The sequence below is a fragment of the Streptomyces sp. NPDC024698 genome, assembly GCF_055559015.1.
The window spans coordinates 485,312-511,188 of sequence record NZ_JBVHLK010000002.1; the positions used below are offsets into that span (position 1 = coordinate 485,312).

The 25,877-nt window shown below is 72.3% G+C and carries 22 protein-coding genes; 10 read left to right on the forward strand and 12 right to left on the reverse strand.

All coding sequences use genetic code 11. The features are described from left to right. Nucleotides 1-5 precede the first annotated feature (5 nt). Nucleotides 6-2,420, reverse strand: coding sequence for an MMPL family transporter (locus tag ACZ4AA_RS06630; RefSeq protein WP_467597094.1), 2,415 nt, complete (start codon nt 2,418-2,420; stop codon nt 6-8). Nucleotides 2,421-2,580: 160 nt separating this feature from the next. Here ACZ4AA_RS06630 and ACZ4AA_RS06635 point away from each other — a divergent pair, with 160 nt between their 5' ends. The 3 genes from ACZ4AA_RS06635 (at nt 2,581) to ACZ4AA_RS06645 (ending at nt 7,047) form a co-directional block, all read left to right on the forward strand. Then, nucleotides 2,581-3,270 carry a response regulator transcription factor gene (locus ACZ4AA_RS06635; protein ID WP_467596462.1) on the forward strand — a complete coding sequence of 230 codons (690 nt, stop codon included), beginning with the start codon at nt 2,581-2,583 and terminating at the stop codon, nt 3,268-3,270. Beyond that, nucleotides 3,267-4,721 (forward strand): sensor histidine kinase, encoded by a 1,455-nt coding sequence (locus tag ACZ4AA_RS06640; protein WP_467596465.1) that lies wholly within the window; start codon nt 3,267-3,269, stop codon nt 4,719-4,721. Before ACZ4AA_RS06635 ends, ACZ4AA_RS06640 begins: the two co-directional genes overlap by 4 nt. Nucleotides 4,722-4,923: 202 nt before the next feature. Beyond that, nucleotides 4,924-7,047, forward strand: coding sequence for a sulfatase-like hydrolase/transferase (locus ACZ4AA_RS06645; RefSeq protein ID WP_467596468.1), 2,124 nt, complete (start codon nt 4,924-4,926; stop codon nt 7,045-7,047). Nucleotides 7,048-7,151: 104 nt separating this feature from the next. Here the strand turns inward: ACZ4AA_RS06645 and ACZ4AA_RS06650 are convergent, their stop codons facing one another. From ACZ4AA_RS06650 to ACZ4AA_RS06660, 3 genes are all read right to left on the reverse strand, one after another. Then, a complete protein-coding gene (locus ACZ4AA_RS06650; RefSeq protein WP_467596471.1) occupies nt 7,152-8,708 on the reverse strand; it encodes an ABC transporter substrate-binding protein in 1,557 nt (518 codons plus the stop codon). 144 nt (nt 8,709-8,852) lie between these two features. Further along, complete coding sequence (locus ACZ4AA_RS06655) at nt 8,853-10,145, reverse strand: metallophosphoesterase (RefSeq protein WP_467596474.1); 1,293 nt, start codon at nt 10,143-10,145, stop codon at nt 8,853-8,855. 16 nt (nt 10,146-10,161) lie between these two features. Next, on the reverse strand, nt 10,162-10,404 hold the full coding sequence (locus ACZ4AA_RS06660) for an SCO4848 family membrane protein (protein WP_339131045.1): 243 nt from the start codon (nt 10,402-10,404) through the stop codon (nt 10,162-10,164). Between the two features lie 112 nt (nt 10,405-10,516). Here ACZ4AA_RS06660 and ACZ4AA_RS06665 point away from each other — a divergent pair, with 112 nt between their 5' ends. Next, a complete protein-coding gene (locus ACZ4AA_RS06665) occupies nt 10,517-11,845 on the forward strand; it encodes a D-alanyl-D-alanine carboxypeptidase family protein (RefSeq protein WP_467596478.1) in 1,329 nt (442 codons plus the stop codon). Here ACZ4AA_RS06665 and ACZ4AA_RS06670 read toward each other — a convergent pair. From ACZ4AA_RS06670 to ACZ4AA_RS06685, 4 genes are all read right to left on the reverse strand, one after another. Then, nucleotides 11,799-12,830 carry a YihY/virulence factor BrkB family protein gene (locus tag ACZ4AA_RS06670; RefSeq protein WP_467596481.1) on the reverse strand — a complete coding sequence of 344 codons (1,032 nt, stop codon included), beginning with the start codon at nt 12,828-12,830 and terminating at the stop codon, nt 11,799-11,801. The genes ACZ4AA_RS06665 and ACZ4AA_RS06670 overlap by 47 nt on opposite strands. Then, on the reverse strand, nt 12,818-13,273 hold the full coding sequence (locus tag ACZ4AA_RS06675; RefSeq protein ID WP_467597097.1) for a GtrA family protein: 456 nt from the start codon (nt 13,271-13,273) through the stop codon (nt 12,818-12,820). Before ACZ4AA_RS06675 ends, ACZ4AA_RS06670 begins: the two co-directional genes overlap by 13 nt. 95 nt (nt 13,274-13,368) lie before the next feature. Then, the gene (locus ACZ4AA_RS06680; protein ID WP_467596484.1) at nt 13,369-14,313 is read right to left on the reverse strand and encodes a decaprenyl-phosphate phosphoribosyltransferase; all 945 of its coding nucleotides are present in this window, start codon (nt 14,311-14,313) and stop codon (nt 13,369-13,371) included. Next, nucleotides 14,306-14,794 carry a phosphatase PAP2 family protein gene (locus ACZ4AA_RS06685; protein ID WP_467597099.1) on the reverse strand — a complete coding sequence of 163 codons (489 nt, stop codon included), beginning with the start codon at nt 14,792-14,794 and terminating at the stop codon, nt 14,306-14,308. The genes ACZ4AA_RS06680 and ACZ4AA_RS06685 overlap by 8 nt, the downstream gene beginning before the upstream one ends. A 250-nt stretch (nt 14,795-15,044) precedes the next feature. On the opposite strand from ACZ4AA_RS06685, the gene ACZ4AA_RS06690 reads away from it, so the two are divergent. Both ACZ4AA_RS06690 and ACZ4AA_RS06695 read left to right on the forward strand, forming a co-directional pair. Then, complete coding sequence (locus ACZ4AA_RS06690; protein ID WP_467596487.1) at nt 15,045-16,394, forward strand: FAD-binding protein; 1,350 nt, start codon at nt 15,045-15,047, stop codon at nt 16,392-16,394. 124 nt (nt 16,395-16,518) lie between these two features. Beyond that, nucleotides 16,519-17,274, forward strand: a complete 756-nt coding sequence (locus ACZ4AA_RS06695; protein WP_467596492.1) for a decaprenylphospho-beta-D-erythro-pentofuranosid-2-ulose 2-reductase — start codon at nt 16,519-16,521, stop codon at nt 17,272-17,274. 57 nt (nt 17,275-17,331) lie between these two features. Here the strand turns inward: ACZ4AA_RS06695 and ACZ4AA_RS06700 are convergent, their stop codons facing one another. Continuing rightward, complete coding sequence (locus ACZ4AA_RS06700) at nt 17,332-17,913, reverse strand: 2'-5' RNA ligase family protein (protein ID WP_467596495.1); 582 nt, start codon at nt 17,911-17,913, stop codon at nt 17,332-17,334. Nucleotides 17,914-18,139: 226 nt separating this feature from the next. Further along, a complete protein-coding gene (gene trpS / locus ACZ4AA_RS06705; RefSeq protein ID WP_467596499.1) occupies nt 18,140-19,153 on the reverse strand; it encodes a tryptophan--tRNA ligase in 1,014 nt (337 codons plus the stop codon). Between the two features lie 388 nt (nt 19,154-19,541). On the opposite strand from trpS, the gene ACZ4AA_RS06710 reads away from it, so the two are divergent. Further along, a complete protein-coding gene (locus ACZ4AA_RS06710; RefSeq protein ID WP_467596501.1) occupies nt 19,542-20,288 on the forward strand; it encodes a hypothetical protein in 747 nt (248 codons plus the stop codon). 80 nt (nt 20,289-20,368) lie between these two features. On the opposite strand, the gene ACZ4AA_RS06715 is transcribed toward ACZ4AA_RS06710, so the two are convergent. Continuing rightward, complete coding sequence (locus ACZ4AA_RS06715; RefSeq protein ID WP_467596503.1) at nt 20,369-21,814, reverse strand: glycine hydroxymethyltransferase; 1,446 nt, start codon at nt 21,812-21,814, stop codon at nt 20,369-20,371. Nucleotides 21,815-22,134: 320 nt separating this feature from the next. Here ACZ4AA_RS06715 and rocD point away from each other — a divergent pair, with 320 nt between their 5' ends. Genes rocD through ACZ4AA_RS06730 form a run of 3 tightly spaced genes read left to right on the forward strand, consistent with a single transcriptional unit; the run spans nt 22,135 to nt 24,471 of the window. Next, nucleotides 22,135-23,349 carry an ornithine--oxo-acid transaminase gene (gene rocD / locus ACZ4AA_RS06720; RefSeq protein ID WP_467597104.1) on the forward strand — a complete coding sequence of 405 codons (1,215 nt, stop codon included), beginning with the start codon at nt 22,135-22,137 and terminating at the stop codon, nt 23,347-23,349. An 18-nt stretch (nt 23,350-23,367) separates the two neighbouring features. Next, nucleotides 23,368-23,595 (forward strand): hypothetical protein, encoded by a 228-nt coding sequence (locus ACZ4AA_RS06725; protein ID WP_467596508.1) that lies wholly within the window; start codon nt 23,368-23,370, stop codon nt 23,593-23,595. A gap of 21 nt (nt 23,596-23,616) precedes the next feature. Further along, nucleotides 23,617-24,471 carry a DMT family protein gene (locus ACZ4AA_RS06730; RefSeq protein ID WP_467597108.1) on the forward strand — a complete coding sequence of 285 codons (855 nt, stop codon included), beginning with the start codon at nt 23,617-23,619 and terminating at the stop codon, nt 24,469-24,471. A 4-nt stretch (nt 24,472-24,475) separates the two neighbouring features. Here ACZ4AA_RS06730 and pdxR read toward each other — a convergent pair whose 3' ends face one another. Then, the gene (pdxR, locus tag ACZ4AA_RS06735) at nt 24,476-25,867 is read right to left on the reverse strand and encodes a MocR-like pyridoxine biosynthesis transcription factor PdxR (protein WP_467596513.1); all 1,392 of its coding nucleotides are present in this window, start codon (nt 25,865-25,867) and stop codon (nt 24,476-24,478) included. Between the last annotated feature and the right edge of the window lie 10 nt (nt 25,868-25,877).

Sequence of the window (25,877 nt, forward strand, 5' to 3'; positions counted from 1 at the left end):
CGGCCTCAGTTGACCGCGTCGGCGTCCACCTCTCCCTGCGCCAGCTCCACGTCGTGCACCAGCGGCTCGTCCGTGACGACGACGTGCCGTGCCCGCGCCCCGTACGAACGGGCCGTCGCCGACAGCAGATACGTCCCCGGGGCTGGGACCGAGACGATGTAGGAACCGTCGGCCAGCGAGGTCACCCGGTCCAGCTGGCGTCCGCCCTTGGACAGCAGCGTGAGGACCGCTCCGTCGACGGCCTCGCCGTCCGCGTCCCGGACGAACCCGTGCACGGCCGAGGCCCCGCCCGGGACCGGAGCCGCGTCCCCCGAGGGCTCCTCGGCCGGTTCCACCGCCAGATGCGGCAGCCGCTTGTCCAGCCACGCGGGCAGCCACCAGTTGGAGTCGCCGAGCAGATGCATCGCGGCGGGCACCAGGGCCGTACGCAGGATGAAGGCGTCCAGGGCGACCGCGGCCGCGAGGCCGACCCCCGCCATCGCCGCCCCCGAGTCACCGCTCAGGACGAAGGCGAGGAAGACGCACACCATGATCAGGGCGGCCGAGTTGATGACCCGGCCGGTCTCCGCGAGCCCGACGCGCACCGCGCGCGCGTTGTCCCTCGTGTGCACCCACTCCTCGTGCATCCGGCTCACCAGGAACACCTGGTAGTCCATGGACAGGCCGAAGAGGAGCGAGAGCATGATGACGGGCAGGAAGGCGTTGATCGGGCCCTCCTTGCCGAGGCCCATTGGCCCCAGGCCCCAGCCCCACTGGAAGACGGCGACCAGGACGCCGAAGGAGGCGGCGGCCGCGATCAGGTTCATCAGGGCGGCCGTCAGCGGGACCACCAGGGAGCGGAAGGCGATCAGCAGGAGCAGGAATCCGAGGCCGATGATCGTGGCGACGAACCAGGGCAGCCGGTCGCCGGTGATCGTGGCGAAGTCCTTCGACACGGCGGTCACACCGCCGACATGGGCCGTCGCCCCGGCGTCCGGGATCACCCGGTCCCGCAGGGTGTCGATGAGGTGGTCGGTCCGCACCGACTGCGGTGAGGTCGCCGGCACCACCTGGATCACCGTGACCCCGTTGGCCGGCGGCAGCGCGGCGACCGCCGCGACCCCGGGCGTGCCCCCGATGCTCTTCGCCAGGGCCTGGGTGTCCCCCGCGGTCACGACCACCTGCAAGGGGCCGTTGAAGCCGGGCCCGAAGCCTTCGGCGAGCAGGTCGTAGGCCTGCCGGGTGGTCGTCTTCGCGTCGTCGTTGCCTTGGTCGGTGGCACCGAGGTGCAGCGAGAGGACGGGGACCGCGAGGACCGCCATCACGGCCACCGCGAGCGCCGCGATCGTACGGGGGCGGCGCTGCACGGTCATCGACCAGCGCGCCGCGGCCCCGCTCGCCCGCTCCGGTTCGGGGCCGCCTTCCGCCAGCTTGCGCCGCTGACGCCGGCTGAGCACCCGGACACCGAGCACCCCGAGGAGCGCGGGCAGCAGCGTGACGGCGGCCAGGACGCTGAACACGACGGTCAGGGAGGTGCCGATGACCACCCCGTCCAGGAAGCGGAGGTTCGTCACCAGCATGCCCGCGAGCGCGATGCACACCGTTCCGCCCGCGAACAGCACCGCGCGCCCGGACGTGTTGAGGGCGACGACCGCAGCGTCCTCGGGCGCCAGCCCGCGCAGCAGGCCGCGCCGGTGCCGGGTGACGATGAACAGCGCGTAGTCGATGCCGACACCGAGACCGATCAACGTGGCCAGCAGCGGGGCCAGGTCCGGGATGTCCGTGGTGTGGCTGAGCAGTTGGGTGGAGAACAGCCCCGTACCTACGCCGAAGATCGCGATGCCGATGGGCAGCAGCATCGCGAAGAAGGAACCGAAGGCGAGGAAGAGGACGACGGCCGCCGCCAGGATGCCGACCATCTCCGCGAGCCCGGTGGGCGGCTCCTGCACCCGCTGGATCGCCTGCCCGCCCAACTCCACCTGGAGTCCGGACCGTTCGGCACCCTGCGCGGTGTCCATGACCTTCCGCACCAGGTCCTTGGGTACGGCGTTCGCCTGCTCGGCGAAGGTGATCTGGGCGTACGCGATCCGGCCGTCCTTGCTGATCCGCGCGGCGCCCCCCTCCCCCTGGTACGGCCCCGCGACCTGGCCGACGCCCTTCATCCCGGCGATCTCGTCCAGCACCGGCTGGATCCGCGACCGCACGGACGCGTCCTTCACCGTGCCGTCCGCGACCTTCCACACCACCGTGTCGGTGTCCCCCGCGCTGTTGGGGAAGGCCTTCTCCATCTGGTCGTACGCACGCTTGGAGTCCGTGTTCGGAAGGGAGAACACGTTCGCGTAGTCCGTGCCCGCGGTGGTCGCCGCGAACCCGAGCCCGAACAGCGCACCCACCCAAAGCAACAGGACCACCAGCCGGTGCCGATAGCACCACCGTGCCAATACCGCCACGTTCAACGCTCCTTAGTCGGTCGGTCCCCCAGGTCCTGGACACCAGCATTCGCGACCACGCGCGCGAGTGGACCCGACCCGCCCATGACTCTCAAGGAACTCCAAGGCGCGAACGCCGCCCGCCGTCAACGGCCGCGTCGATACTGGGGACATGACCGCCCACGAGGGAGCCACCGTCCTCGTCGTCGAGGACGAGCCGAGCATCGCCGACGTCCTCACCATCGCCCTGCGCTACCACCGCTTCGAGGTGATGGCCGCGGGCTGCGTCCGCGAGGCGCTCGCCCTGGCCGAACGCACCCGCCCCGACGCGGCGCTGCTCGACGTGATGCTGCCGGACGGCGACGGCCGGGCCCTCGGCCGCGAACTGCGCCTGCGGCAGCCCGACCTGGCCGTCGTCTTCCTCACCGCGCGGGACGCGCCCGCCGAGATCGTCGGCGCGCTCGGCTTCGGCGACGACTACATCACCAAGCCGTTCAACATCGACGAGGTCGTCGCCCGGATCACCGCGGTCCTGCGCCGCACCCGGCCCGAGGACGTCCTGCCGCAGCGGCCGCCCCTGCGCTACGGCGATCTGGAGCTGGACGAGACGACCTACCGCGTCCACCGAGCGGGCACCACCGTCGAACTCACCCCCACCGAGTACGCGCTGCTGCGCTTCCTCGTCCGCAACGGCGGGCGGATCGTGTCCAAGGAGCAACTCCTGCGCCACGTCTGGCAGTACGAGCACCCGGCCGAGTCCACGGTCGTCGAGACGTACATCAGTTACCTGCGGCGCAAGCTCGAACCACTGGGCCCGCCGGTGATCGAGACCCGCCGGGGCGTGGGATACGGGCTCGCATGAAGCCGCCGCTCCGGACCGGCTGCCGGCCCGTGCGCCGCAAGCACGGCATCCACTCGCTGCGCGGCCAGCTCACCCTCGCGAACGTGGGACTGCTGGCCCTCGGCATCGTGGTGGCGACCGCCGTGAGCCTGATGGGCATGCGGCACTATCTGCTCGACCAGGTGGACGCCGAGCTTCTCAAGACCCGTGACTCACTGGGCGTCTCCCGGCTCACCATGCGCCAGATCGACTCGCTGAGCGCCCTCGCGTTCGTACGCGACCGCATCGGACCCGCGGCGGACGAGTCGCCGAAACCCGACTCGATCTTCGCGGCCGTCGACCGGCACGGCGCGGCCGTCGAGGTGGCCGGCTTCCGGCCCGGCGCGACGCAGCGCGCGTTCGCCGCCGCCGTGGACGATCCCGCCGCACTCGCCCGCGGCGGCGACCCGCGCGACGTCACCGTGCGCGGCGCCGCCTACCGGGCGACCGGGGCACGGCTCGCCGACGGGACGTACGTCCTGTTCGCCACCTCGACCGACGGACTGCACAAGGGGATCGCCAAGGCGCTCAAGCTCGATCTGGCCGTGGGCACCCTGCTGTTGGCGCTCCTCGCGTGCCTCACGATGTTCAGCGTGCGCCGGCGGATGCTGCCGCTGGAAGCCATGGTGGAGACCTCGTCCGCCATCGCCGAGGGCGATCTGACCCGGCGCGTCCCCTCCAGCCATCATCCGACCCAGGAGGTCGAACAGCTGCGGCTCGCCCTCAACTCCATGCTGCACCAGGTCGAGTCGGCCTACCGGACGCGCGAGGACAGCGCCGCCCAGCTGCGCCGTTTCGTCGGTGACGCCTCGCACGAACTGCGCACCCCGCTCGCGGCGATACGCGGCTACCTCCAGCTGTACGACAAGGGGATGCTGACCGATCCCGCCGAGCGCCGACGGGCCTGGGACCGGATGAACGCGGAGGCCGACCGCATGGGCCGGCTGGTCGACGAGCTGCTCACCCTGGCCCGTCTCGACCAGCGGCCCGAACTGCGCTTCAGGAACGTCGATCTGAGCCGGCTCGTGCGGGACGCGGCCGCCGATCTGCGCGCCCAGCAGCCCGGCCGCCCGGTGACCGTGGACGCCGACGGCACGCTGCTCGTACGGGCCGACGAGTCGGGGCTGCGCCAGGTGCTGGGCAATCTCGTGGCCAACGTACGCACCCACACGCCCGACGACGTGCCGGTGCGGCTCGCTCTGGAGCGGGCGGACGGTGTCCTGCGGCTGTGTGTCGCCGACAAGGGCTCCGGGCTCGCGCCGGAGGACGCGGTGCGCGTCTTCGACCGCTTCTTCCGGGCGGGCGGCGGCGCGGGCAGCGGGCTCGGCCTGGCGATCGTGGAGGGCGTGGTGAGGGCGCACGGGGGAGACGTCGTGGTCCGGACGGCACCGGGCGAGGGCCTGGCGGTGACGGTGACGCTGCCCGCGCGGTGAGGGTGTGCGGCGGCGAGGTGGCGCGAACGGCCGGGAAGCCCTCACCACCCGGTCGCGACCTGCGGAAAGGGACTTGAACAAAAGCTGACCGAGGGGCTTGAACACGGGTCGGCGCGGCCCCGTACACCACGATGAGGGCGAATTGGTCACTTCCGATCGGCCCGCCACACACCACCGCGCACCGCACGGAAGGACCGCCGGGTTGTCGTTCAACACAAGCTCTCGACAGCTGCCGAACACGGACGAGGCGCCCGCGCGCGACGAACCGACGCCGGAACCGCTCGCGGACACCGATGAGGACGCCGCCGCCCCGGGTGAGGGAGAGGCAGCGGCAGGGGCGGCCCCGGAGACCGACGGGGCCGCCTCGATCGATTCCGGCGCCCCCCAAGGGACCGCGGCGCAAGCAGACTCCGGTTCCGACTCCGGTTCTGATTCCGATTCCGACTCCGGTTCCGACTCCGGTTCCGGTGAACAGGCTGAAGCGGCCGGGACCGGCGACGACACCGCGACCGAGACCGCCACCGACGTCGCGATCGAAGCGCCTGTCGAGGCGGACGCGGACGACGCCTCGGAGGCCACCTCGTCCCCGGTCGAGGAGGCCCCGGACACGGCCCTCGGCGGCGGGGCGGGCGACGGGGAGGAGCCTCCGGGAGACGAGCCGCCCGTGCGCGGCCGGTGGCGCGGGTGGCGGGACCGGTATCCCGTCGCCGCCCGTACCCTCGCGTGGGCCACGACCCTCGCCGCCGCCGCCCTCGTCCTGTTCGCGCTGCTCATGCCGAGCCAGGCGGACAAGTTCCAGCCGGCCGAGTTCCTGCGTCTCCCGGTGGAGGCCATCTTCGGCGCCGCGCTGCTGATCGTCCTGCCGCGCACGCCGCGGATCGTCCTGTCCGTGCTCGCCGGTCTCGCCCTGGGCGTCCTGACCGTCCTGAACGTCCTCGACATCGAGTTCAACGAATACCTCGGGCGGGGCTTCAACGTCATCCTCGACTGGTCGCTCTTCGGTGACGCGCAGTCCTATCTCCAGGACACGTTCGGCAACGGCGGCGCGCTCGGCATCGCGGCCCTGGCCGTGACGCTCGTGATCGCCGTACTGGCCGTCATGACGCTGTCGGTCGTGCGGCTCGGCAACCTGGCGGCCCGCAACACCGAGAAGGCGACCCGTACGACACTGGTCCTGGCCATGGCCTGGGTCACCTGCGCGGCTCTGGGCGTACAGCCCACCGGAGTCCCCATAGCCTCCGAGCAGACCACCCAGGTGGTCCAGGGCCGGGCCGAGGCCGTGCGGCAGACCCTGCGGGACGAGGCCGAGTTCGCGAGGATCTCCAAGAAGGACAACTTCGCCAACACGCCGCCCAGCCAGATGCTCACCGACCTGCGCGACAAAGACATGATCATCACGTTCATCGAGAGCTACGGCCGCAGCGCCATCGAGGACCCGCTGATGGCACCGCGCGTCGACGCGACGCTGACCGCGGAGAACAAGAAGCTGACCCAGGCCGGTTTCGCGGCGAAGAGCGGCTGGCTCACCTCGGCGACGTACGGCGGCAGCAGCTGGCTCGGTCACTCGACGTTCCTGTCGGGCCTGTGGATCAACAACCAGCAGCGCTACCGCACCGTGACCGCGGGCGATCACCTGACCCTGATCAGCGCCTTCAAAAAGACCGGCGACTACGACACCGTGGGTGTCATGCCGGGTATCCAGAAGGCCTGGCCCGAGCAGAAGTTCTACGGCATCGACAAGCTCTACGACGCCCACCATCTCGGCTACAAGGGCCCGAAGTTCAGCTGGTCGACCATGCCCGACCAGTACGCCCTGACCGCGTACGAGCGCCTGGTGCACAGCAAGAAGCACGACAAGCCGCTGCTGTCGACGATCATCCTGACCTCCAGCCACCAGCCCTGGGCACCCATCCCCAAGACGGTCCCCCAGGACCAGGTCGGCGACGGCTCGATCTACAACGCGATCGAGAAGGCCGGCAAGAGCCCCTCCGACATCATCACCAGCTCGCCGAAGTCGAAGGTGGAGTACGGCAAGGCGATCTCGTACTCGGTGACGAGCCTGATCGACTACCTGGTGAAGTACGGCAACAAGAACACCGTGCTGATCTACCTCGGCGACCACCAGCCGATCGCCCGGGTCAGCGGCGACCACGCCAGCCGTGATGTGCCCGTCTCGATCGTCGCCAAGGACCCGAAGGTGCTCGACAAGATCGCCGACTGGGGCTGGACGGACGGCCTCCAGCCCGAGCACGCCGCCCCGGTGTGGAAGATGAGCGCGTTCCGCGACCGCTTCCTGACGGCGTACGGATCCACTCCGCACCCCTAGGGCCTGTCGCTCACCCTCCTCGTCCGCGGGCGGCGGTCACGGCTACGGCCGTCGACCGCCGCCCGCGGTCGTGGTGCCGGCGGCAGTGGGCATCACGGGGGTGGTCACAGCCAGCTCAGCTGCCAGAGGCGGAAGACGCCGGTTCCGTCGGACAGGTACTCGCCGCCGCCGATGTCCTCGGTGCTGATGACGTAGTCCTTGCGCTGCCACAGCGGTATGAGCGGGACGTCCCGGGCCACGTCCGTCTGGAGCTTGCGGAACGCGTCCGCCGTACGGCTGCGGTCGGCGTCCTCCTGGGTCTGCTGGATCAGCCGGTCGACGCCCTTGTCGCTGTAGCCGTTCTTCATGCTGTTGCCGGTGCCCACGAGCGGCGCGCCGAAGGTGTCGGCGTCGGGGTAGTCGGCGACCCAGCCGACCGCCCAGGCGTCCAGCCCGCCCTCCGCGTACTTCTTCTGGAACTCGGTCCACTCGAACCCCTCGGTCGTCACCTTGAACAGCCCGCCCGCCTCCAGCTGCCGCTTGAGTTCGGCCGCCTCCTCGGCCGCGGCGCCACGCCCCTCGGCGAAGCCGTAGGTGAAGCGCACGGGCAGGGAGACCCCGGCCTCGGTCAGCAGGGCCCGCGCCTTCTTGGCGTCGGGCTGCGGGTAACTGTCGAAGAACGCGGTCGTGTGCCCCGTGATCCCGGCCGGGATCAGCCCGTACAGCGCTTCGGTGGTCCCCCGGTACGTCCGGGCGACGAGCTTCTCGCGGTCGATCAGCGAGGCGAGGGCCTGCCGGACCCGCCGGTCGTGCAGCGGGGAGCCGGCGCGCACGTCGAGGACCAGGTTGCGGGTCTCGGCGCTGTCGGCCGCCGTGACGCGCTGGGCCGGGTCGCTCGGCGAGAGCGCGGCGAGGACGGCGGGCGGCAGCTGACGGGCGACGACGTCCAGCTCCTTCGCCTTCCAGGCCACCTGGAGCGCCTGCGAGTTGGGGTAGTAGCGCAGGACGACGGGCCGCCCGAGGTCGCCGACGGCACCCTCGTAGCGGGAGTTGGGGGCGAGGACGGCCTTCGCGTCCCGCTCGTACGTCGTCAGGACGTACGGCCCCGTGCCGTCGGCACCGCTGTCGGTACGCAGGCTGCGCCGGGGATAGCGGGTGCTGTCGACGATCGACCCGGCGCCGGTCGCCAGCTTGAACGGGAACGTCGCGTCCGGCGAGGCCAGATGGAAGGTGACGGTCAGGCCGCTCGCGTCCACACTGCCCAGGGTGGAGAGCAGGGAGGCGGGCCCGACCTCGTCGTTGATGCGCTTGATCCGGTCGAAGGAGAACTTCACGTCCTCCGCGGTCATCCTGCGTCCGCTCGCGAAGGTCAGGTCGTCACGGAGCGTGCAACGGTAGGTGCGCAGCCCCGCGTCGGTGAAGGAGCAGCGCCTGGCCGCGTCCGGAACGGGCTTGGTGCCGCCGGGCTCGAAGGTGAGCAGCGACTGGAACACATTGCTGAACAGGGCCCAGGATCCGGCGTCGTAGGCGCCGGCCGGGTCGAGCGAGGTGACGGCGTCCGTCGTACCCACCGTGATGGTGCGGTCGCTGTTCTGCTTCGCCGGCAGCAGTTGCCAGCCGGCCACACCCACTCCCGCCAGGACGAGCAGTGTCGCGAGAATCCATAAGCGAACCGATCGCATCGGTGCCCTCCCCAGGCGCCCCGCACGTCACTCCCCTAGTGACGCGGATCACCTAACCACAGGAGTTTCAGCCGGGGAAGGGAATCGGGGAGAGAGCTCGGGTCCGACGAAAATGATCTTTTCCGGCCGTCGCACAGAGGATTCTCAGGCTTCGCGCGACGCCAGCTCGACGACCGTGATGTCCGACGGCGCGCCGACGCGGGTCGGCGGTCCCCAGGCCCCCGCGCCCCGGGACACGTAGAGCTGGGTGTCTCCGTAGCGCTCCAGACCGGCGACCGTCGGATTGGCGGCGGCCGCGACGAAGTTGCCCGGCCACAGCTGTCCGCCGTGGGTGTGTCCGGACAGCTGGAGGTCGACGCCGTGGCGTACGGCTTCGTGGATCTGCACCGGCTGGTGGGCGAGCAGCACGCAGGCCCGTGTCCGGTCGCGGTCGCCGAGCGCCTTGCCGAAGTCGGGGCCCTGTCCCTCGCTCTCGCCCTGGAGGTCGTTCACTCCGGCGAGGTCGAACCCGGCCAGCTCGGTGCGCGCGTTCTCCAGGGGGTGGATTCCCAGCTCCCGCACCTGACGGACCCACTGAGCGGCTCCGGAGAAGTACTCGTGGTTCCCGGTGACGAAGTAGGAACCGTGCCGGGCGCGCAGCCCGGCGAGCGGCGCGGCCGCGGGACCGAGGTTCTTGACGCTGCCGTCGACCAGGTCGCCGACGACGGCGATCAGATCGGGCTGCGTGGCGTTGATGGTGTCGACGACCTTCTGCGCGAACCCGCGCCCCAGGACCGGCCCGAGGTGGATGTCGCTCACGACGGCGATCCGGAAACCGTGGGCGGAGCGGGGCAGCTTGGCGAGCGGCACGGTGACCCGCTTCACCCGGGGCCCGCGCAGCACTCCGTACGTTCCGAGGCCGACGGTCCCGACGGCGACGGCCGCGGCGGTGCCGCCCACGACCCGGGAGACGAACAGCCGCCGCGACGGCGCGGGAACGGCCTCCGTCGCCTCGGCGGGGACCACGCGTCCAGCCCGCTCCGCCGGTGCAGCGGGCTCCGCCGGTTCGGCCGGTTCCGGTTGGGTCGTCGGCTCGATGGGGGGCGCGGGGTCCTGGTGCTCGCGCTGCCGGGCGGCCCTGTGCTCCAGGGTCCGCCTCAGGAGCGGTCGGACGAGTTCTCCGGCCAGCAGCGCCAGTACGAGGTAGAGGCCCACCGGCATCCACAGGAACCCGGGCCAGGACAGCGTCCGCTGGAGCCAGAACGGAGCTCCCGCGCGCTCGCTCGCGACGGCGCCCACCATCAGCAGCGGCCCGGCGACGAAGACGGCCGCGCCCAGCCGGCGGACCGGTCCTGGGCCGCTCGTGGTGTCGCGCACCAGTCGCAGATAGGCGTACCGGTGCAGGGCGACGAGAACGGCCAGCGCGGCCAGGACCGCCGACACGAACAAGATGACCATGACGCCGTAGCCCCCGTTATGACGTCTGGCGCAAAGCGCGTACGCCGCGCAACCCGATGACCCCGACGACCGTCCCAAGGACAAACGACACGACGGCGAGGGTGAGATGCACCCAGAAGTACGCCGTCGGATCGCCCGCGTCGTCGAACGCGAGCCCACTGGCGTCTTCCCAGAGATTCTTAGCGAAAGTGACCCAAATGACCCAACTCCACACCCCGAAGGCGAGCAGGAACCAGGACACGGGGCGGCTGAGCTTCATGCGTTCAGTATCGCCGTCACCCACCGTGGTCCGGCGCCGGGGTGGAGAGGGCGGGGCGGCTTCGCCGGTCGGTGACGCGAATTCCGGTCACAACCCCTGTACTTTCTCGATCGTGCCCGCCTCGAAAAAGACCATTCGGCGATCCTTGTTGACCGCTTCCGCTACCCTGCTGACCCTTTCCCTCACCGCGCCCGCGTTCGCCGCCACCGCCGACGCGAGCCCCTCGGCGAGTCCCACGGCCTCGCCGACGGCCACACCCCCCGCGCACATGTCGAGCCTCGGCGGCGAGCGGCTCGGCCGCCCCGGCAACCAGGTGAGCCTCGGCGGCGGCGCCCCCGTCCTGCCCGCCGACGTCACCGCCCGTTCCTGGATCGTCGCCGACGCGGAGTCCGGGGACGTCCTGGCCGCGCACAACGCGCACTGGCGGCTGCCCCCGGCGAGCACCCTGAAGATGCTGTTCGCCGACACGGTGCTGCCCAAGTTCCCGAGGAGCACCTCGCACAAGGTGACCCCGTCGGACCTGGCGGGCATGGGCGCGGGCTCCAGCGTGGTGGGCATAAGGGAGAACGAGACGTACTCCGTCCACGACCTGTGGCTCGGGGTGTTCCTGCGTTCCGGCAACGACGCCGTGCACGTGCTGTCCGCGATGAACGGCGGCGTCGCGGAGACGGTCAAGGACATGCAGGCGCACGCCGACGACCTCCAGGCCCTGGACACGCACGTGATCAGCCCGGACGGCTACGACGCCGGGGGCCAGGTGTCGTCGGCGTACGACCTGACGCTGTTCGCCCGTTCGGGGCTCCAGAAGAAGGACTTCCGGGAGTACTGCTCGACGGTGCGGGCCTCGTTCCCCGGCGTGACGGCCAGGAACGAGAAGGGGAAGGGGAAGGGGAAGGGGAAGGGCACGACCGGCCGCCCGACCTTCGAGATCCAGAACACCAACCGGCTGCTGGCCGGTGACAGCGACGTGACCCCGTACCAGGGCATCGCGGGCGTGAAGAACGGCAACACCACCAACGCGGGCGCCACCTTCACGGGTGTCGCCGAACGCGGCGGAAAAGTGCTGCTCGTGACGGTCATGAACCCGGAGAAGAAGGAGCACAACGAGGTCTACAAGGAGGCCGCGCAGCTGCTCGACTGGGGATTCCAGGCCGCCGGCAAGGTCGAGCCGGTGGGTGAACTGGTCCCGCCCAAGGGCGTCGACACCACCGCCCAGCCGGGTGCGAACGCGTCGGGCGGCGCGAGCCCCGGCGCGGGTTCGGGCGGCGCGAACGCCTCCACGAAGCCGGTGGCGGCCTCCACCGCCGCGGGAAGGGGCGGTTCGAGCGGCATCGGGATCGCGCTCGGCCTGGCCGGCGGCTTCCTCGTCCTGCTCGCGGCGGGCGTGTTCCTGGTCAACAGGCGCTGGCCGCTGCCGGACCTGATGCGCCGCCGCCGCTGACCGCCCGGGACTTCGGGGCCTTCGCGTACCGCGCGGCCCCGGAGTCCTTCCGGCCCTCGGCGCCCGCCGGTTCCGGCGAACCGGCGGGCTCGTCCGGAGCCGCCGGTTCCTGCGGACGGGCCGCTTCCCGGTCCTGCCCCTCGCTCCGGGTCGCCGTCCAGGCGGCGGCGTACAGGAGCAGCTTCGAGGTGAAGTTGATCCACAGCAGGAGGGCGATCGGCACACCGAAGGCGCCGTACATGCTCTTCGACGCCACCCCGCGCATATAGCCGCTGAGCAGCAGCTTGAGCAGTTCGAACCCGACGGCGCCGATCAGCGCCCCGACGATCAGCCGGCGGCGCGGCGGCTCGACTCCGGGCAGCAGCGTCAGGACGTACAGCAGGACCAGGAAGTCGGCGAGCACGGCCACCGCGAACGCGACGACCTGGAGCAGGGTGGTCCCCCAGCCGTTCTCGTCGAGGCCCACGTGCCGCGCCGACCAGCCCATCGCGGTGGACGCGAGGGTGGAGACGGCGATGGTCAGGAGCACGGCGCCGCCGAGACCGATGAGGATGCCCCCGTCCTTGAGCTTGCGCAGCAGGGGGTTCTCCTCGCCGTCGGGCAGTTCCCAGACCGCGCGCAGACAGTCCCGCATCTGGCCGACCCAGCCGATGCCGGTGATCAGCAGCAGGGCGCCCGCGACGAGCCCGATCGTGCCCGCGTTCTGGACCAGGGCGTGGATGTCGAGCTGGTCGGAGATGCCCGGCACCTGCTCGGCGAGCTTGTCCTGGAGGTCCTTCTGCTGCTGGGGGCTGAGCGTGGCGGCGCCGATCGCGGCGGCCACGGTCAGCAGCGGGAACAGCGCGATGAAGCTGATGAAGGTCATCGCCGCGGCGAGCCGTGTCCATTTCACCCGGTCGAGCCGCTCGTACGACCGCCACGCGTGCGTGGCCATCAGGCGTACGACCAGAGGTCCCACGCCGGGAATCTTTTTCAGCCAGTCCATGATCCGACTCTGCCCTCGCCTCGGAAAACCAGTGAGCGGGTACCCCAGAATCGCAGGACAGTCGCCAGCGCCATGCCGATCCCCGCTCCGGAGACCGTGTCCGCGCGCGGCGAGGTGAAACCGAGCCCGTAGTGACTGACGGCGATGCACAGCAGCTGCACGAGCGCGCCCGCGATGTTCACCGCGAAGAAGATCATGTACGGGCGCGGGCCGCGGGCGGCCGCGTGCCGGTAGGTGCCGAGCGCGTTCCCGGCGTACGCCACCGAGCAGCCCGCGAGGAAGGACAGCGCCTTGGCGGTCAGCGGGTCGAGACCGGCCGGGCCGCGGAGCCAGACGAAGAGACCGAGGTCGGCCGCGTAGGCGAGGGAGCCGACCGCGGCGAACCCGATGAGCTCCCGCAGGAAGGGCCGCCGGACCGCCCCGGGGCCGCCGGGCTCCGCCACCGGTTCCGCGCCGACGGCCGCCGGGGCGGCCGGTGCCCCCGCGTCGGTCACGCGACCGGTGGGGAACCCGGGGCCGGGCCGGTCCTCGGTGACGCTCACCAGTGCGCCACGGCCAGCCCGTACATCGCCAGCCACACCAGCCCGATGAGGGCGAGCGGGCGGTCGCGCAGGACGACGTCCTCCGGCTCGCCCGCCGCGCCCCGGTCGGCGAAGACCGCGTAGCGCAGGACCGCCAGGATGAAGGCGACCATGGACAGCTGGCGCCACGGCAGCAGGCCGGTGCTCGGCGCCCCGCCCTCCTCAAGGGCCCACAGGCAGTAGCCGAGGACGGAGACCCCGGCGGCCAGCTGCCAGACGAAGCGCAGATAGCCGGTCGTGTACTCGGTGAGCAGCGCCCGCGTGGCCCCCGCCTTCCCCGCCATCTGCACGGCCTCGGAGTATCGCTTCGCCGAGACCATGAACAGCGCGCCGAACCCGGTGGTGATCAGGAACCAGCGCGAGAGCGGGATGCCCAGGGCCAGGCCGCCGATCATGGCCCGCATCAGGAACCCGGTCGTGACGACGACGAGGTCAACGACGAGCACGTGCTTGAGGCTGACGCAGTACGCCAGCTGCATGCCGATGTACGCGGTCAGCAGCGCGCAGACGGCCGCCGAGCAGAACCAGGCGGCGGCCGCGGGCCCGAGGACCCCGAGGGCGCCGCCGACGGCGTACGCGGCCGGGACGGGGACCTGGCCCGAGGCGACGGGGCGGTGGCGCTTGACGGGGTGGGCGCGGTCGGCGGCGGCGTCCCGGGCGTCGTTGATCAGGTACACGGCGGCGGCGCAGGCCGTGAACAGGACGAACACGAGGGCGAGCCGGCCGAACGCGTGCGGCGAGAAGAGCCGACCCGCGGCGGCCGGGGCGGCCACGACCAGCACGTTCTTGACCCACTGGCGGGGGCGCGCGGTCCTGACCAGGCCCCGCAGCAGCCCGGTCAGGGTCCTCGGCGGCGGGGCCAGGACCGGGGCGCGCTCCAGGAGCGCCGTGCGCTCAGCCATGGCCGGCTCCGATCCAGCGGGCGCCCAGTCCGGCCGTCGCGGCGCCCAGGGCCACGCCGGCGGCGATGTCCGTGGGGTAGTGGACACCGACGACCAGGCGCGAGAGGCACATCGCGGCGGCGAGCGGCGGCACGGCGTAGGCGCCGAGCATGCCGTAGGCCACCGCGGCCGCGCCGGCGGAGGCCGCGTGCGAGCTGGGGAAGGAGTGCCGTCCGGCGGTGCGCGCCCGGGGCGCCACGTGCGTCGGACGCGGGCGGCGCACGATCCGCTTCACGCCCATGCTCGCGAGGTGCGCGCCCGCGGTGAGCGCCGTGGCGCGAAGCCACGCGTCGCGCCGCGCGCCGTCGGCGGCCGCCCCCGCGAGCCCCGCGGCCAGCCACAGGGCGCCGTGCTCCCCGCTCCAGGACAGGGCGCGCGCGACGGCCGCGACGCGCGGGTCCCCGCCGTAGGCATGGAGCACGGACAGCAGCCGTCGGTCCATGCCGCCGCCCCGGTGGCCGTGGCCGTTCGGGCGTTGATCCCTGTCGCCCCGGTGGCCATGGTCGTCAAGCCGCCGATCCATCTCGTCACGGTCGTCAAGGTCGTCCATGTGATGCCACTCTTCTAGGGAGCGGTCAAAGAATTACGGCAATCTTGGACGACATCCCATTAATCACCCATTTCGGTGAGGAGCCCGGAGCGCTGGGTGGATTGCCCCGTCGCGTTCCCTTCGCGGCGCTACGGTCACGGTCATGCCTGCCGACTCCGTCTCCGTCACGGGTTGGGGCCGCACCGCCCCGACCACCGCCCGTCTGGTCCGTCCGCGCACCTACGGGGAGGCGGCGGCGGCCGTCCGGGAGTGCGGGGCACGGGGAGGGATCGCCCGCGGACTCGGACGGGCGTACGGCGACGCCGCGCAGAACGCCGGCGGGGCGGTGCTCGACATGACGGGCCTCGACCGGATCCACGCCATCGACGCGAGCGGCGGAACGGTCCTGTGCGACGCGGGGGTGTCCCTGCACCGGCTCATGGAGGTCCTCCTCCCCCTGGGCTGGTTCGTGCCGGTGACCCCGGGGACCCGCTACGTCACGATCGGCGGCGCGATCGGCGCGGACATCCACGGCAAGAACCACCATGTGTCGGGCTCCTTCTCCCGTCATGTCCTGTCCTTCGAGCTGCTGACGGCGGACGGCGAGATCAGGACGGTCGGGCGCGGCACCCCCCTGTTCGACGCCACGGCCGGCGGCATGGGCCTGACCGGTGTGATCCTGACGGCCACCGTCCGCCTCCAGCCGGTGGAGAGCGGCCTGATGTCCGTCGACACCGAACGCGCGGTGGACCTGGACGACCTGATGGCGCGTCTCACCGCCACCGACCACCGCTACCGCTACTCGGTGGCCTGGATCGACCTCCTCGCGCGCGGGGCGGGCACGGGCCGCGCGGTGCTGACCCGCGGCGATCACGCGCCGCTGGACGCGCTGGACGCGCGGGCGCGCCGGCACCCGCTGGCGTTCCGCCCGTCGCGTCTGCCGGCCGCCCCCGCCTTCCTGCCCGAGGGGCTCCTCGGACGCACGACGGTGGGCCTGTTCAACGAGCTCTGGTACCGCAAGGCGCCGCGCGCCCGGCGCGGCGAACTCCAGCCGATCCCGGCCTTCTTCCATCCCCTCGACGGGGTGCCGCACTGGAACCGCGTCTACGGGCGCGGCGGCTTCGTCCAGTACCAGTTCGTCGTCGGGCACGGCCGGGAGGAGACCCTGCGCCGGATCGTGCGGCGCATCTCCGGGCGTCGCTGCCCCTCCTTCCTCGCCGTCCTGAAGCGCTTCGGCGACGGCGACCCGGGCTGGCTGTCCTTCCCCGTGCCCGGCTGGACCCTGGCCCTGGACATCCCGGCTGGCCTGCCGGGCCTCGGCGGCTTCCTCGACGAGCTGGACGAGGAGGTGGCGGACGCCGGAGGGCGCGTGTACCTCGCCAAGGACGCGCGGCTGCGGCCCGAACTGCTGGCCTCGATGTATCCGCGGCTCGGCGTGTTCCGGGCGCTGCGCCAGGAGCTGGACCCGCGGGGAGTGTTCACCTCGGACCTGTCCCGCCGGCTCGGCCTCTAGGGCGTGCCCGCCAGGTCCCGCCCGCAGGGCGACGCACCGGTGCCCCCGCGCCGTTCCCCCACCCGCACAGCGGCCCCATCCCCGGCCGTCCGTCCGGTTCCCCCGTCTCTAGGAGCTCGCTGTCATGAAGGACGCCTTCGGTATCCCCCAGTCCCTGCTGGTCCTCGGCGGCACGTCCGAGATCGCGCTGGCCACCGCACGCCGGATGATCACCCGGCGCACCCGCACGGTGTGGCTCGCCGGACGGCCGGCGCCCGCCCTGGAGGAGGCGGCCGAGCGGCTGCGCGGGCTCGGCGCGGACGTCCGCACCCTCGCCTTCGACGCTCTCGATCCCGAGTCCCACGAGGCCGTGCTCGGCAAGGTGTTCGCCGAGGGGGACATCGACATGGTGCTGATGGCCTTCGGGGTCCTCGGCGACCAGGCCCTGGACGAGAAGGAACCGGTCGCGGCGGTCCGGGTCGCGCAGACCAACTACACGGGCGCGGTGTCCTCGGGCCTGGTGTGCGCGCGGGCGCTCCAGACGCAGGGGCACGGCTCCCTGGTGGTGCTGTCCTCGGTCGCGGGCGAACGTGCCCGTCGCTCGAACTTCATCTACGGCTCCAGCAAGGCGGGCCTCGACGCCTTCGCGCAGGGCCTGGGCGACGCCCTGCACGGCACCGGCGCCCACGTCATGGTCGTACGCCCCGGGTTCGTCCGTACGCGGATGACGGCCCATCTGCCGGAGGTGCCGCTGTCGACGACTCCGGAGGCGGTGGCCGCGGCGATCGAGCTGGGGCTCAGGCGCCGCTCCGAGACGGTGTGGGTGCCGGGCGCGCTCAGGGTGGTCATGTCGGCGCTGCGGCACACGCCCCGGGCGGTGTTCAGGCGGCTGCCGGTCTGAGGTCCCGCGGACCGGGCGGAGCCACGGAGAGACCGGACAGGGGGCCGGACGGACCGGTCAGAGGGCCGGAAGGGTGGTGTCCCGCTCGGGCGAGGAGGCCTGCGGGGGCACCACCGCGCCGCCGAAGGCGAACTCGCGGAGCTTGCGCCACACACCGTCGGCACCCTGTTCGTAGAGGGCGAATCCGGTGCAGGGCCACCCGGCCTCGAACGTGGACAGCGCCTCGAAGGCGTGGTCCATGGCCTCTTCGCCGATGCCGTGGGCCACGGTGACGTGCGGGTGGTACGGGAACAGGAGCTCACGGGCGACGGGGCCCGAGGCGTCCCGGACCCGCTGCTGGAGCCGGGTGCAGGCCTCGGCGCCCTCGGCGACACGTACGTAGACGACCGGCGACAGCGGGCGGAAGGTGCCCGTGCCGGACAGCCGCATCGGGAACGGACGCCCGGCGGCGGCGACCTGGACCAGGTGCGCCTCGACCGCGGGCAGCTCCGACTGCTCGACCTCGGTCGGCGGCAGCAGGGTGACATGCGTGGGAATGCAGCAGGCCGCGGGGTCGCCGAAGCCCGCGCGCCGCTCCTGGAGCAGGCTGCCGTGAGGCTCCGGGACCGCGATCGACACGCCGATCGTTACGGTCCCCACGTCGTCTCCTGTCGTCGTCGGTGCTCGGGCTGTCCGGTTGGTGCTGCGCGGCGGAGGCGATTCCTCGGCTCCCCGGCTTTCGACTGTACGGCGGTATGACCCGCAATCGGCCGTCGCGGGAGTGTCGCGCTCGTCTCGTACTGAGTGCCGAAGGTGCTGTGGTAGGGAGCCGTGCCGCCGCCGTCCGGCCGGGGCACGGCCACTCCCGCGGTGGCGGCCTCGGCCGTCAGTGCTTGGCGGGCAGGAAACCGACCCGGTCGTACGCCTGGGAGAGCGTCTCCGCGGCGACGGCCCGCGCCTTCTCGGCACCCTTGGCCAGGATCGAGTCCAGCGTCTCGGGGTCGTCCAGATACTGCTGGGTGCGCTCCCGGAACGGCGTCACGAAGTCGACCATGACCTCGGCGAGGTCCGTCTTCAGCGCGCCGTACATCTTGCCCTCGTACTCCTGCTCCAGCTCGGCGATCGAGGTGCCGGTGAGGGTGGAGTAGATGGTCAGGAGGTTGCTGACACCCGGCTTGGCGCTCGCGTCGTACCTGATGACGGTGTCCGTGTCGGTGACCGCGCTCTTGACCTTCTTGGCCGTCACCTTCGGGTCGTCGAGCAGATTGATGAGGCCCTTCGGCGTCGACGCCGACTTGCTCATCTTGATCGACGGGTCCTGGAGATCGAAGATCTTCGCCGTCTCCTTGAGGATGTACGGCTTGGGAATCCGGAACGTCTCGCCGAAGCGGCCGTTGAAGCGCTCCGCGAGGTCGCGGGTCAGCTCGATGTGCTGGCGCTGGTCCTCACCGACCGGGACCTCGTGGGCCTGGTACAGCAGGATGTCCGCCACCTGGAGGACCGGGTACGTGAACAGGCCCACGCTCGCGCGGTCGGCGCCCTGCTTGGCGGACTTGTCCTTGAACTGGGTCATGCGGGAGGCCTCGCCGAAGCCGGTGAGGCAGTTCATGACCCAGGCCAGCTGCGCGTGCTCGGGGACGTGGCTCTGGACGAAGAGCGTGCAGCGCTCGGGGTCGAGGCCCGCGGCGAGCAGCTGCGCCGCCGCCAGCCGGGTGTTGGCCCGCAGATCCGCGGGGTCCTGCGGGATCGTGATCGCGTGCAGATCGACGACCATGTAGAACGCGTCGTGGGACTCCTGGAGCGCCACCCACTGACGGACGGCGCCGAGGTAGTTGCCGAGGTGGAACGAGCCCGCCGTGGGCTGGATTCCGGAGAGCACGCGAGGACTGTCAGAGGCCATGTTCACCATTCTCTCAGGTGCCGGGGCCCGCTCCGGAACTGGCCGGAAAGAGATGCACCTCGGGCGGGTCCGCGCCGTGGCTCCCGGAACCGCGCCCACCCGACCTCCACACCACCGGCACAGAAGGTGACCGATTCGCTCACCTGAGCAGCTTTCGGCCACTCGCTGTCATGGAAGTGCAACGGTGAGATGACGTTCCTGCTGGAGGGGGTGTTGTTCGAGGTCACCGGCGTTTAAGAATGCCGGACCGCCTGGTAACCGGATTCGGCAGGGCGGAGCGCTGCTCGGACGTCGCCGTCGAGGGGAACCCCCGGCGGGTCCTTCGGCGCACCCAGGATGTGGCACAACGGTGTGCGGGCCGACTCTTCGTCGGCCGGTTGGGGGTTCCATGCGCGGGCTTCGTGAAGTGGTCACGGTGGTGGGGGCGTTGGGGGCGACCGCCGCCGCGGTGATGTCGGTGGCGCCGTCCGCCGTGGCCGGCCCGGCGGCGAGCGGGCCGGTGGTCGCACCGGCGGTCCGCGAGAGCGTCGCGCAGCGCTCCTCGGGCGACAGCCCGGACGTCGCCCTGACGATCGCGGGGGACACGGGACGCACGACCACCCTGCACAACGCGGACCCGGACTTCGGGCGGCTGTGGCGGCTGCTGTCTCCCCGGTACACGGGAACGCAGAAGGCGCCCGACGGGTGGAGGGACGGTCACCTCCCCGAGCTTCAGGCCACGGTGATCTGGGGGGTCACGGGTCCCGGGGACGGGACGCGGACCGCCCATGTGACCCCCGGCGGCGATGTCATCCTCAGCCGCCAGGACCAGGTGTATCTCGACTCGGACGGTACGCCGTGGGTGCGGTCGAACCTGTCGCCCGACTCGATGAACCACGACATCCGCTGGCACGTGGCGCCGCGCTCGGTGTTCGACGAGCTGATGAAGGACGGACGGCTCTTCGGCTCAGGGTCGGTCGCGTCCGCCCCCACGGTGCAGCTGGACCCGGCGTTCTGGGCGGTGCCCGGACTCGCGGCGGGCGTGGCGCTCGGCGGCGGCGCCGCGTGGTTCATCAGCCAGGCGGCGGTCCGGGCCCGGCGGGAGAACGCCGTGCCGCTGCTGGGGCCGCACCAGGAGCTGGTCGAAGTCCCGTGACCGGCCGGCCCGAGCCGAGCGGCGTCGGGTCGGACGGCCTGTGCCCGGCGCCGGATGGGGTCCGGCGCCGGTGACGTGCGTCAGCCGAGGTCGATCTCCGGGTAGAGCGGGAAGCCGGTGAGCAGGTCGCTCGCGCGGTGGGCGATCTCGTCGGAGACCTTCGCGTCCAGGACGTGCTGCGCCTTGGACGGGGCGCCCTTGGCGGTGGTCCCGGCCTCCGCCGCGGTCAGGACCCGGTCGATCAGGCCGGCGATCTCGTCCATCTCGGTCGCGCCGAGACCGCGGGTGGTCAGCGCGGGCGTGCCGATACGGATGCCGGAGGTGTACCAGGCGCCGTTCGGGTCGGCCGGGATGGCGTTGCGGTTGGTGACGATGCCCGAGTCGAGCAGCGCGGACTCGGCCTGGCGGCCCGTCAGGCCGTAGGAGGAGGCGACGTCGATGAGGTTCAGGTGGTTGTCCGTGCCGCCGGTGACCAGGGTGGCCCCGCGTCGCATCAGGCCCTCGGCCAGGGCACGGGAGTTGTCGACGACGGCCTGCGCGTAGTCGCGGAACTCGGGGCGGCGGGCCTCGGCGAGCGCGACGGCCTTGGCGGCCATGACGTGGGGCAGCGGGCCGCCGAGGACCATCGGGCAGCCGCGGTCGACCTGCTCGGCGAGGGTCTCGTCGCACAGGACCATGCCGCCGCGCGGGCCGCGAAGCGACTTGTGCGTGGTGGTCGTGACGATCTGGGCGTGCGGGACCGGGTCGAAGTCGCCGGTGAGGACCTTGCCCGCGACCAGACCGGCGAAGTGCGCCATGTCGACCATGAGGGTCGCGCCGACCTCGTCGGCGATCTCCCGCATGATCCGGAAGTTCACCAGACGGGGGTACGCGGAGTAGCCGGCGACGACGATCAGCGGCTTGAACTCACGGGCGGAGACGCGCAGGGCCTCGTAGTCGATGAGACCGGTGGCGGGGTCGGTGCCGTAGGAGCGCTGGTCGAACATCTTTCCTGAGATGTTCGGGCGGAAGCCGTGGGTGAGGTGGCCGCCGGCGTCCAGGGACATGCCGAGCATGCGCTGGTTGCCGAAGGCGCGCCGCAGTTCGGCCCAGTCGGCCTCGGAGAGGTCGTTGACGTTGCGGACGCCCGCCTCGGCGAGGGCCGGGGCCTCCACGCGGGCGGCGAGGACGGCCCAGAAGGCGACGAGGTTGGCGTCGATGCCGGAGTGCGGCTGGGCGTACGCGTGCTCGGCGCCGAACAGTTCGCGGGCGTGCTCGGCGGCGAGTGCCTCGACGGTGTCGACGTTGCGACAGCCCGCGTAGAAGCGGCGGCCGACGGTGCCCTCGGCGTACTTGTCGCTGAACCAGTTGCCCATGGCCAGCAGCGTGGCCGGGGAGGCGTAGTTCTCGGAGGCGATCAGCTTCAGCATGTCGCGCTGGTCGGCGATCTCCTGGCCGATGGCGTCGGCGACGCGGGGCTCCACGGCCCTGATCACGTCGAGGGCGCTGCGGAAGGCGGTGGACTCGGTGGAAAGGGGCTTTGGCATGACGGCCTCCGGACGTTGCGTTCAGCGTTCACGGGTCGGCCCAGGCGCACGGCACTCGGTTGCCACGGCTCCTCGCCCGGTCGGTCCGGGCCCCTCGGGGCGGCCTGTCACTCCGTCCAGCGGTCCGGGATCGCCCCGGGAAAACCACAGCGCGGGTGCCGCTCCCCGATGGTCGGTCCCATCCCAGCGCGCCAGTCACGGCCCCGCCGGGAAGCCTACCGGGCGCGCCGGATCACCGGGGTCCCCGGTCCACCATGCGAGCGACGATAGGAAAGGAGCCACAAGCCCGCCCTCGCACGAACGGAGACCCCGTGACCACCATGGATGCCAGGGAGACGACGGAGGCGTTCATCGCCTCGGCCGAGGCGCACAGCGCGCACAACTACCACCCGCTGCCGGTCGTCGTGGCGACGGCGGAAGGTGCCTGGATGACGGATGTCGAGGGGCGCCGCTTCCTCGACCTGCTGGCCGGGTACTCGGCGCTGAACTTCGGCCACGGCAACCGGCGGCTGATCGAGGCGGCCAAGGCGCAGCTGGACCGGGTGACACTGACCTCGCGGGCGTTCCACCACGACCGGTTCGCGGACTTCTGCCGCGAGCTGGCCGCGCTGTGCGGCATGGACATGGTGCTGCCGATGAACACCGGGGCGGAGGCGGTGGAGACGGCCGTGAAGACGGCCCGCAAGTGGGGGTACCGGGTCAAGGGCGTCCCCGCCGAGATGGCGAAGATCGTGGTCGCGGGCAACAACTTCCACGGGCGTACGACGACGGTCATCAGCTTCTCGACGGACCCCGAGGCCCGCGCCGACTTCGGCCCGTACACACCGGGGTTCGAGATCGTGCCGTACGGGGACCTGACGGCCCTGCGGTCGGCGGTCACCGAGAACACGGTGGCGGTGCTGCTGGAGCCGATCCAGGGGGAGGCCGGGGTGCTGGTGCCGCCGGCCGGATATCTGCCGGCCGTGCGGGAGCTGACGCGGGAGCGGAACGTGCTGTTCGTCGCGGACGAGATCCAGTCGGGCCTCGGGCGCACCGGCCGCACGTTCGCGTGCGAGCACGAGGGCGTGGTGCCGGACATGTACGTCCTCGGGAAGGCGCTCGGCGGCGGGGTGGTGCCGGTGTCCGCGGTGGTGTCGAGCGCGGAGGTGCTGGGGGTGTTCAGGCCCGGGGAGCACGGGTCGACCTTCGGCGGGAATCCGCTGGCCTGCGCGGTGGCCCTGGAGGTGATCGCGATGCTGCGGTCGGGCGAGTACCAGGAGCGGGCGGCCCGGCTCGGCGAGCGGCTGCACCGTGAACTGGGCCTGCTCAAGGACTCCGGTCAGGTCACGGCGGTGCGCGGACGCGGTCTGTGGGCGGGCGTCGACATCGCCCCCGCCCACGGCACGGGCCGGGAGGTCTCGGAGAAGCTGATGGAGCGGGGTGTCCTGGTCAAGGACACCCACGGCGTCACCGTCCGGATCGCCCCGCCGCTGGTCATCTCCGAGGAGGACCTGGACTGGGGCCTGGCCCAACTGCGGGCCGTACTGGGGGCGTAGGACTGTCCGGAGGCTCGGGTGGAACAGCCGGCCGCCCTCGTCCGCATCGAGGCGAGCGCGGCCGAGCCCGGCGACGGGGGCGTGGGTGCGGGCGAGCCCGGCGACGGGGGCGCGGGCGCTGGTGAGCCCGGCGACGGAGACGTGGGCATGGTCGAGCCCGGCGACGCGGGCGTGGGCGTGTGTGCCGAGGCGGCGCGCTCGTCCGCGCCGACACCGGCGGACTCCGGGCGGCACACCGTCCCCTAGAGTCACTTCGTGCTCTTTGGAATGGTGTGTGCCCTCGGTGCGTCGGTCTGTTTCGGTACGGCGACGGTTCTACAGGCGATGGCCGCACGGGCCGCGGGCGAGGGCGGGACGGGCAGCGGCCCCGGCGGCGCGGCGACACTGCTGCTGCGCGCGCTGCGGCAGTGGCGCTATCTGGCGGGACTGGCCCTCGACGGCGTCGGGTTCGTGCTCCAGATCCTCGCTCTGCGGTCCCTTCCGATCTACGCGGTCGGCGCGGCCCTCGCGGCGAGCCTGGCCGTCACCGCGGTGGTCGCGGCGCGGCTGCTCCATGTGCGGCTGAGCCGGGTCGAGTGGGGCGCCGTGGCGGTGGTGTGCGGCGGACTCGCGATGCTCGGGCTGGCGTCCGGCGCGGAGGGTGACCGTACGGGCTCCCTGGCGCTGAAGTACGCGATGCTCGGGACGTCCGTGGCCGTCCTGGTGCTGGCCCTCGTCGGCGGACGGCTGCCCGACCGGGGGCGGGCGCTCGCGCTGGGCCTCGGGTCGGGCTTCGGGTTCGGGGTGGTCGAGGTGGCGGTCCGGCTGATCGCCGACCTCGATCCGGGGACGCTGCTGGCCAATCCGGCGACGTACGCCCTGCTGATCGGTGGCGGCGCCGCGTTCCTGCTGCTCACCACGGCCCTGGAACGGGGTTCGGTGACGACGGCCACCGCGGGTCTCGTCATCGGGGAGACGATCGGGCCCGCGCTGGTCGGGGTGGTGTGGCTGGGCGACCGCACCCGCGAGGGGCTGACCTGGCTGGCCGTGCTCGGTTTCGCGGTGGCGGTGGCGGGGGCGCTGGCGCTGGCGCGGTTCGGTGAGGCGCCGGCCAAGGAGCCCTCCGCGCCGGTGCCTTCCTGAGCCGTCAGGGAAGCGCCCGGCACAGCGCGTCCAGGGCGCCCGCCCAGGCGTGGTCGGGCGGCGTGCCGTAGCCGACGACCAGGGCGTCCTGGTGCGGGGTGAGCGCGTCCGGGTGGCGGTGGTGGGAGAGGCCGTGCACGGCCAGGCCCTGGAAGGCGGCGGCCTGCACGACCGGCCCCTCGGTGCCGGGCGGGAGCCGGAGCACGGCGTGCAGCCCGGCCGCGATGCCGGTGGCGCGCACCTCGGGGGCGCGGGTGGCGAGGGCGGCGACGAGGGCGTCCCTGCGGCGCCGGTAGCGCAGCCGGGCGGAGCGGACGTGCCGGTCGTAGGCGCCCGAGGTGATGAACTCCGCCAGGGTCAGCTGGTCGAGTACCCCGGTGGACCAGCCGCCCTCCCTCTTCAGGGAGACGACCTCGTCCACGAGCGATGGCGGCAGGACCAGCCAGCCGAGGCGCAGCGCGGGCGCCAACGACTTGCTGGCGGTGCCCAGATGGACCACGTGGTCGGGGTCCAGGCCTTGCAGCGCGCCGACGGGCTGCCGGTCGTAGCGGAACTCGCCGTCGTAGTCGTCGTCCAGGACGAGCCCGCCGGTGCGGCGGGCCCAGGCGACGACGGCGGCCCGGCGGTCCGGGTGCAGGGGCACGCCCATGGGGAACTGGTGGGCGGGGGTGAGGAGTACGGCCCGCACCCCGGCCATGTCCCTTGTGTCGGTGCCTAGTTCGTCGAACGGCAGGGGGGTCGTGCGCAGGCCCGACCGGTGCAGGAGGTTCCAGTGCGTGTCCAGCCCGTACGACTCCACGGCGACCGAGCGGAGCCCTCGCCTGCGCAGGATCACGCCGAGCAGGGTGAGTCCGTCCGAGAAGCCGGAACAGATCACGATGCGCTCGGGGTCCGCGCGGACGCCCCGGGCACGGGAGAGATAGCCCGCGAGGGCGGTGCGCAGTTCGGGCCGTCCGCGGGGATCGCCGTAGCCGAGGGCCTCGTGCGGGGCGCGGGCCAGGGCGCGGCGGGCCGCCTTGAGCCAGGCGGCGCGCGGGAAGGACGCGAGGTCGGGCCGGCCGGGGACGAGGTCGTAGGCGGGACCGGCCGGTTCACGGCGGCGGGGCGGGGCCTGCGGCGCCGGTCGTACGACGCTCCGCTCCGCCACGCGCGTGCCCGAGCCCTGGCGGGCGGTGAGCCAGCCCTCGGCGACGAGGTCGGCGTAGGACTCGGCGACCGTGTTGCGGGCGATGCCGAGGTCGGCGGCGAGCGAGCGGGAGGACGGCAACCGGGTCCCGGGGGCCAGCCGGCCGCCCCGGACGGCCTCGCGCAGCGCCTCCGTCAGCCCCTTGCGGATGCCGGACCCGGTCGGCTCGACATGGAGGTCGACACCCAGAGTGGCCCATGTTTTCCCCATGGGAATGGAC

Bases quoted from the DNA above. Each gene is read 5' to 3' on its own strand.
- ACZ4AA_RS06635 (WP_467596462.1), top strand. From the start codon at position 2,581: ATGACCGCCCACGAGGGAGCCACCGTCCTCGTCGTCGAGGACGAGCCG.
- ACZ4AA_RS06640 (WP_467596465.1), top strand. From the start codon at position 3,267: ATGAAGCCGCCGCTCCGGACCGGCTGCCGGCCCGTGCGCCGCAAGCAC.
- ACZ4AA_RS06650 (WP_467596471.1), bottom strand. From the start codon at position 8,708: ATGCGATCGGTTCGCTTATGGATTCTCGCGACACTGCTCGTCCTGGCG.
- ACZ4AA_RS06655 (WP_467596474.1), bottom strand. From the start codon at position 10,145: ATGGTCATCTTGTTCGTGTCGGCGGTCCTGGCCGCGCTGGCCGTTCTC.
- ACZ4AA_RS06660 (WP_339131045.1), bottom strand. From the start codon at position 10,404: ATGAAGCTCAGCCGCCCCGTGTCCTGGTTCCTGCTCGCCTTCGGGGTG.
- ACZ4AA_RS06670 (WP_467596481.1), bottom strand. From the start codon at position 12,830: ATGGACTGGCTGAAAAAGATTCCCGGCGTGGGACCTCTGGTCGTACGC.
- ACZ4AA_RS06680 (WP_467596484.1), bottom strand. From the start codon at position 14,313: ATGGCTGAGCGCACGGCGCTCCTGGAGCGCGCCCCGGTCCTGGCCCCG.
- ACZ4AA_RS06685 (WP_467597099.1), bottom strand. From the start codon at position 14,794: ATGGACCGACGGCTGCTGTCCGTGCTCCATGCCTACGGCGGGGACCCG.
- ACZ4AA_RS06690 (WP_467596487.1), top strand. From the start codon at position 15,045: ATGCCTGCCGACTCCGTCTCCGTCACGGGTTGGGGCCGCACCGCCCCG.
- ACZ4AA_RS06695 (WP_467596492.1), top strand. From the start codon at position 16,519: ATGAAGGACGCCTTCGGTATCCCCCAGTCCCTGCTGGTCCTCGGCGGC.
- trpS (WP_467596499.1), bottom strand. From the start codon at position 19,153: ATGGCCTCTGACAGTCCTCGCGTGCTCTCCGGAATCCAGCCCACGGCG.
- ACZ4AA_RS06710 (WP_467596501.1), top strand. From the start codon at position 19,542: ATGCGCGGGCTTCGTGAAGTGGTCACGGTGGTGGGGGCGTTGGGGGCG.
- ACZ4AA_RS06715 (WP_467596503.1), bottom strand. From the start codon at position 21,814: ATGCCAAAGCCCCTTTCCACCGAGTCCACCGCCTTCCGCAGCGCCCTC.
- rocD (WP_467597104.1), top strand. From the start codon at position 22,135: ATGGATGCCAGGGAGACGACGGAGGCGTTCATCGCCTCGGCCGAGGCG.
- ACZ4AA_RS06730 (WP_467597108.1), top strand. From the start codon at position 23,617: ATGGTGTGTGCCCTCGGTGCGTCGGTCTGTTTCGGTACGGCGACGGTT.
- pdxR (WP_467596513.1), bottom strand. From the start codon at position 25,867: ATGGGGAAAACATGGGCCACTCTGGGTGTCGACCTCCATGTCGAGCCG.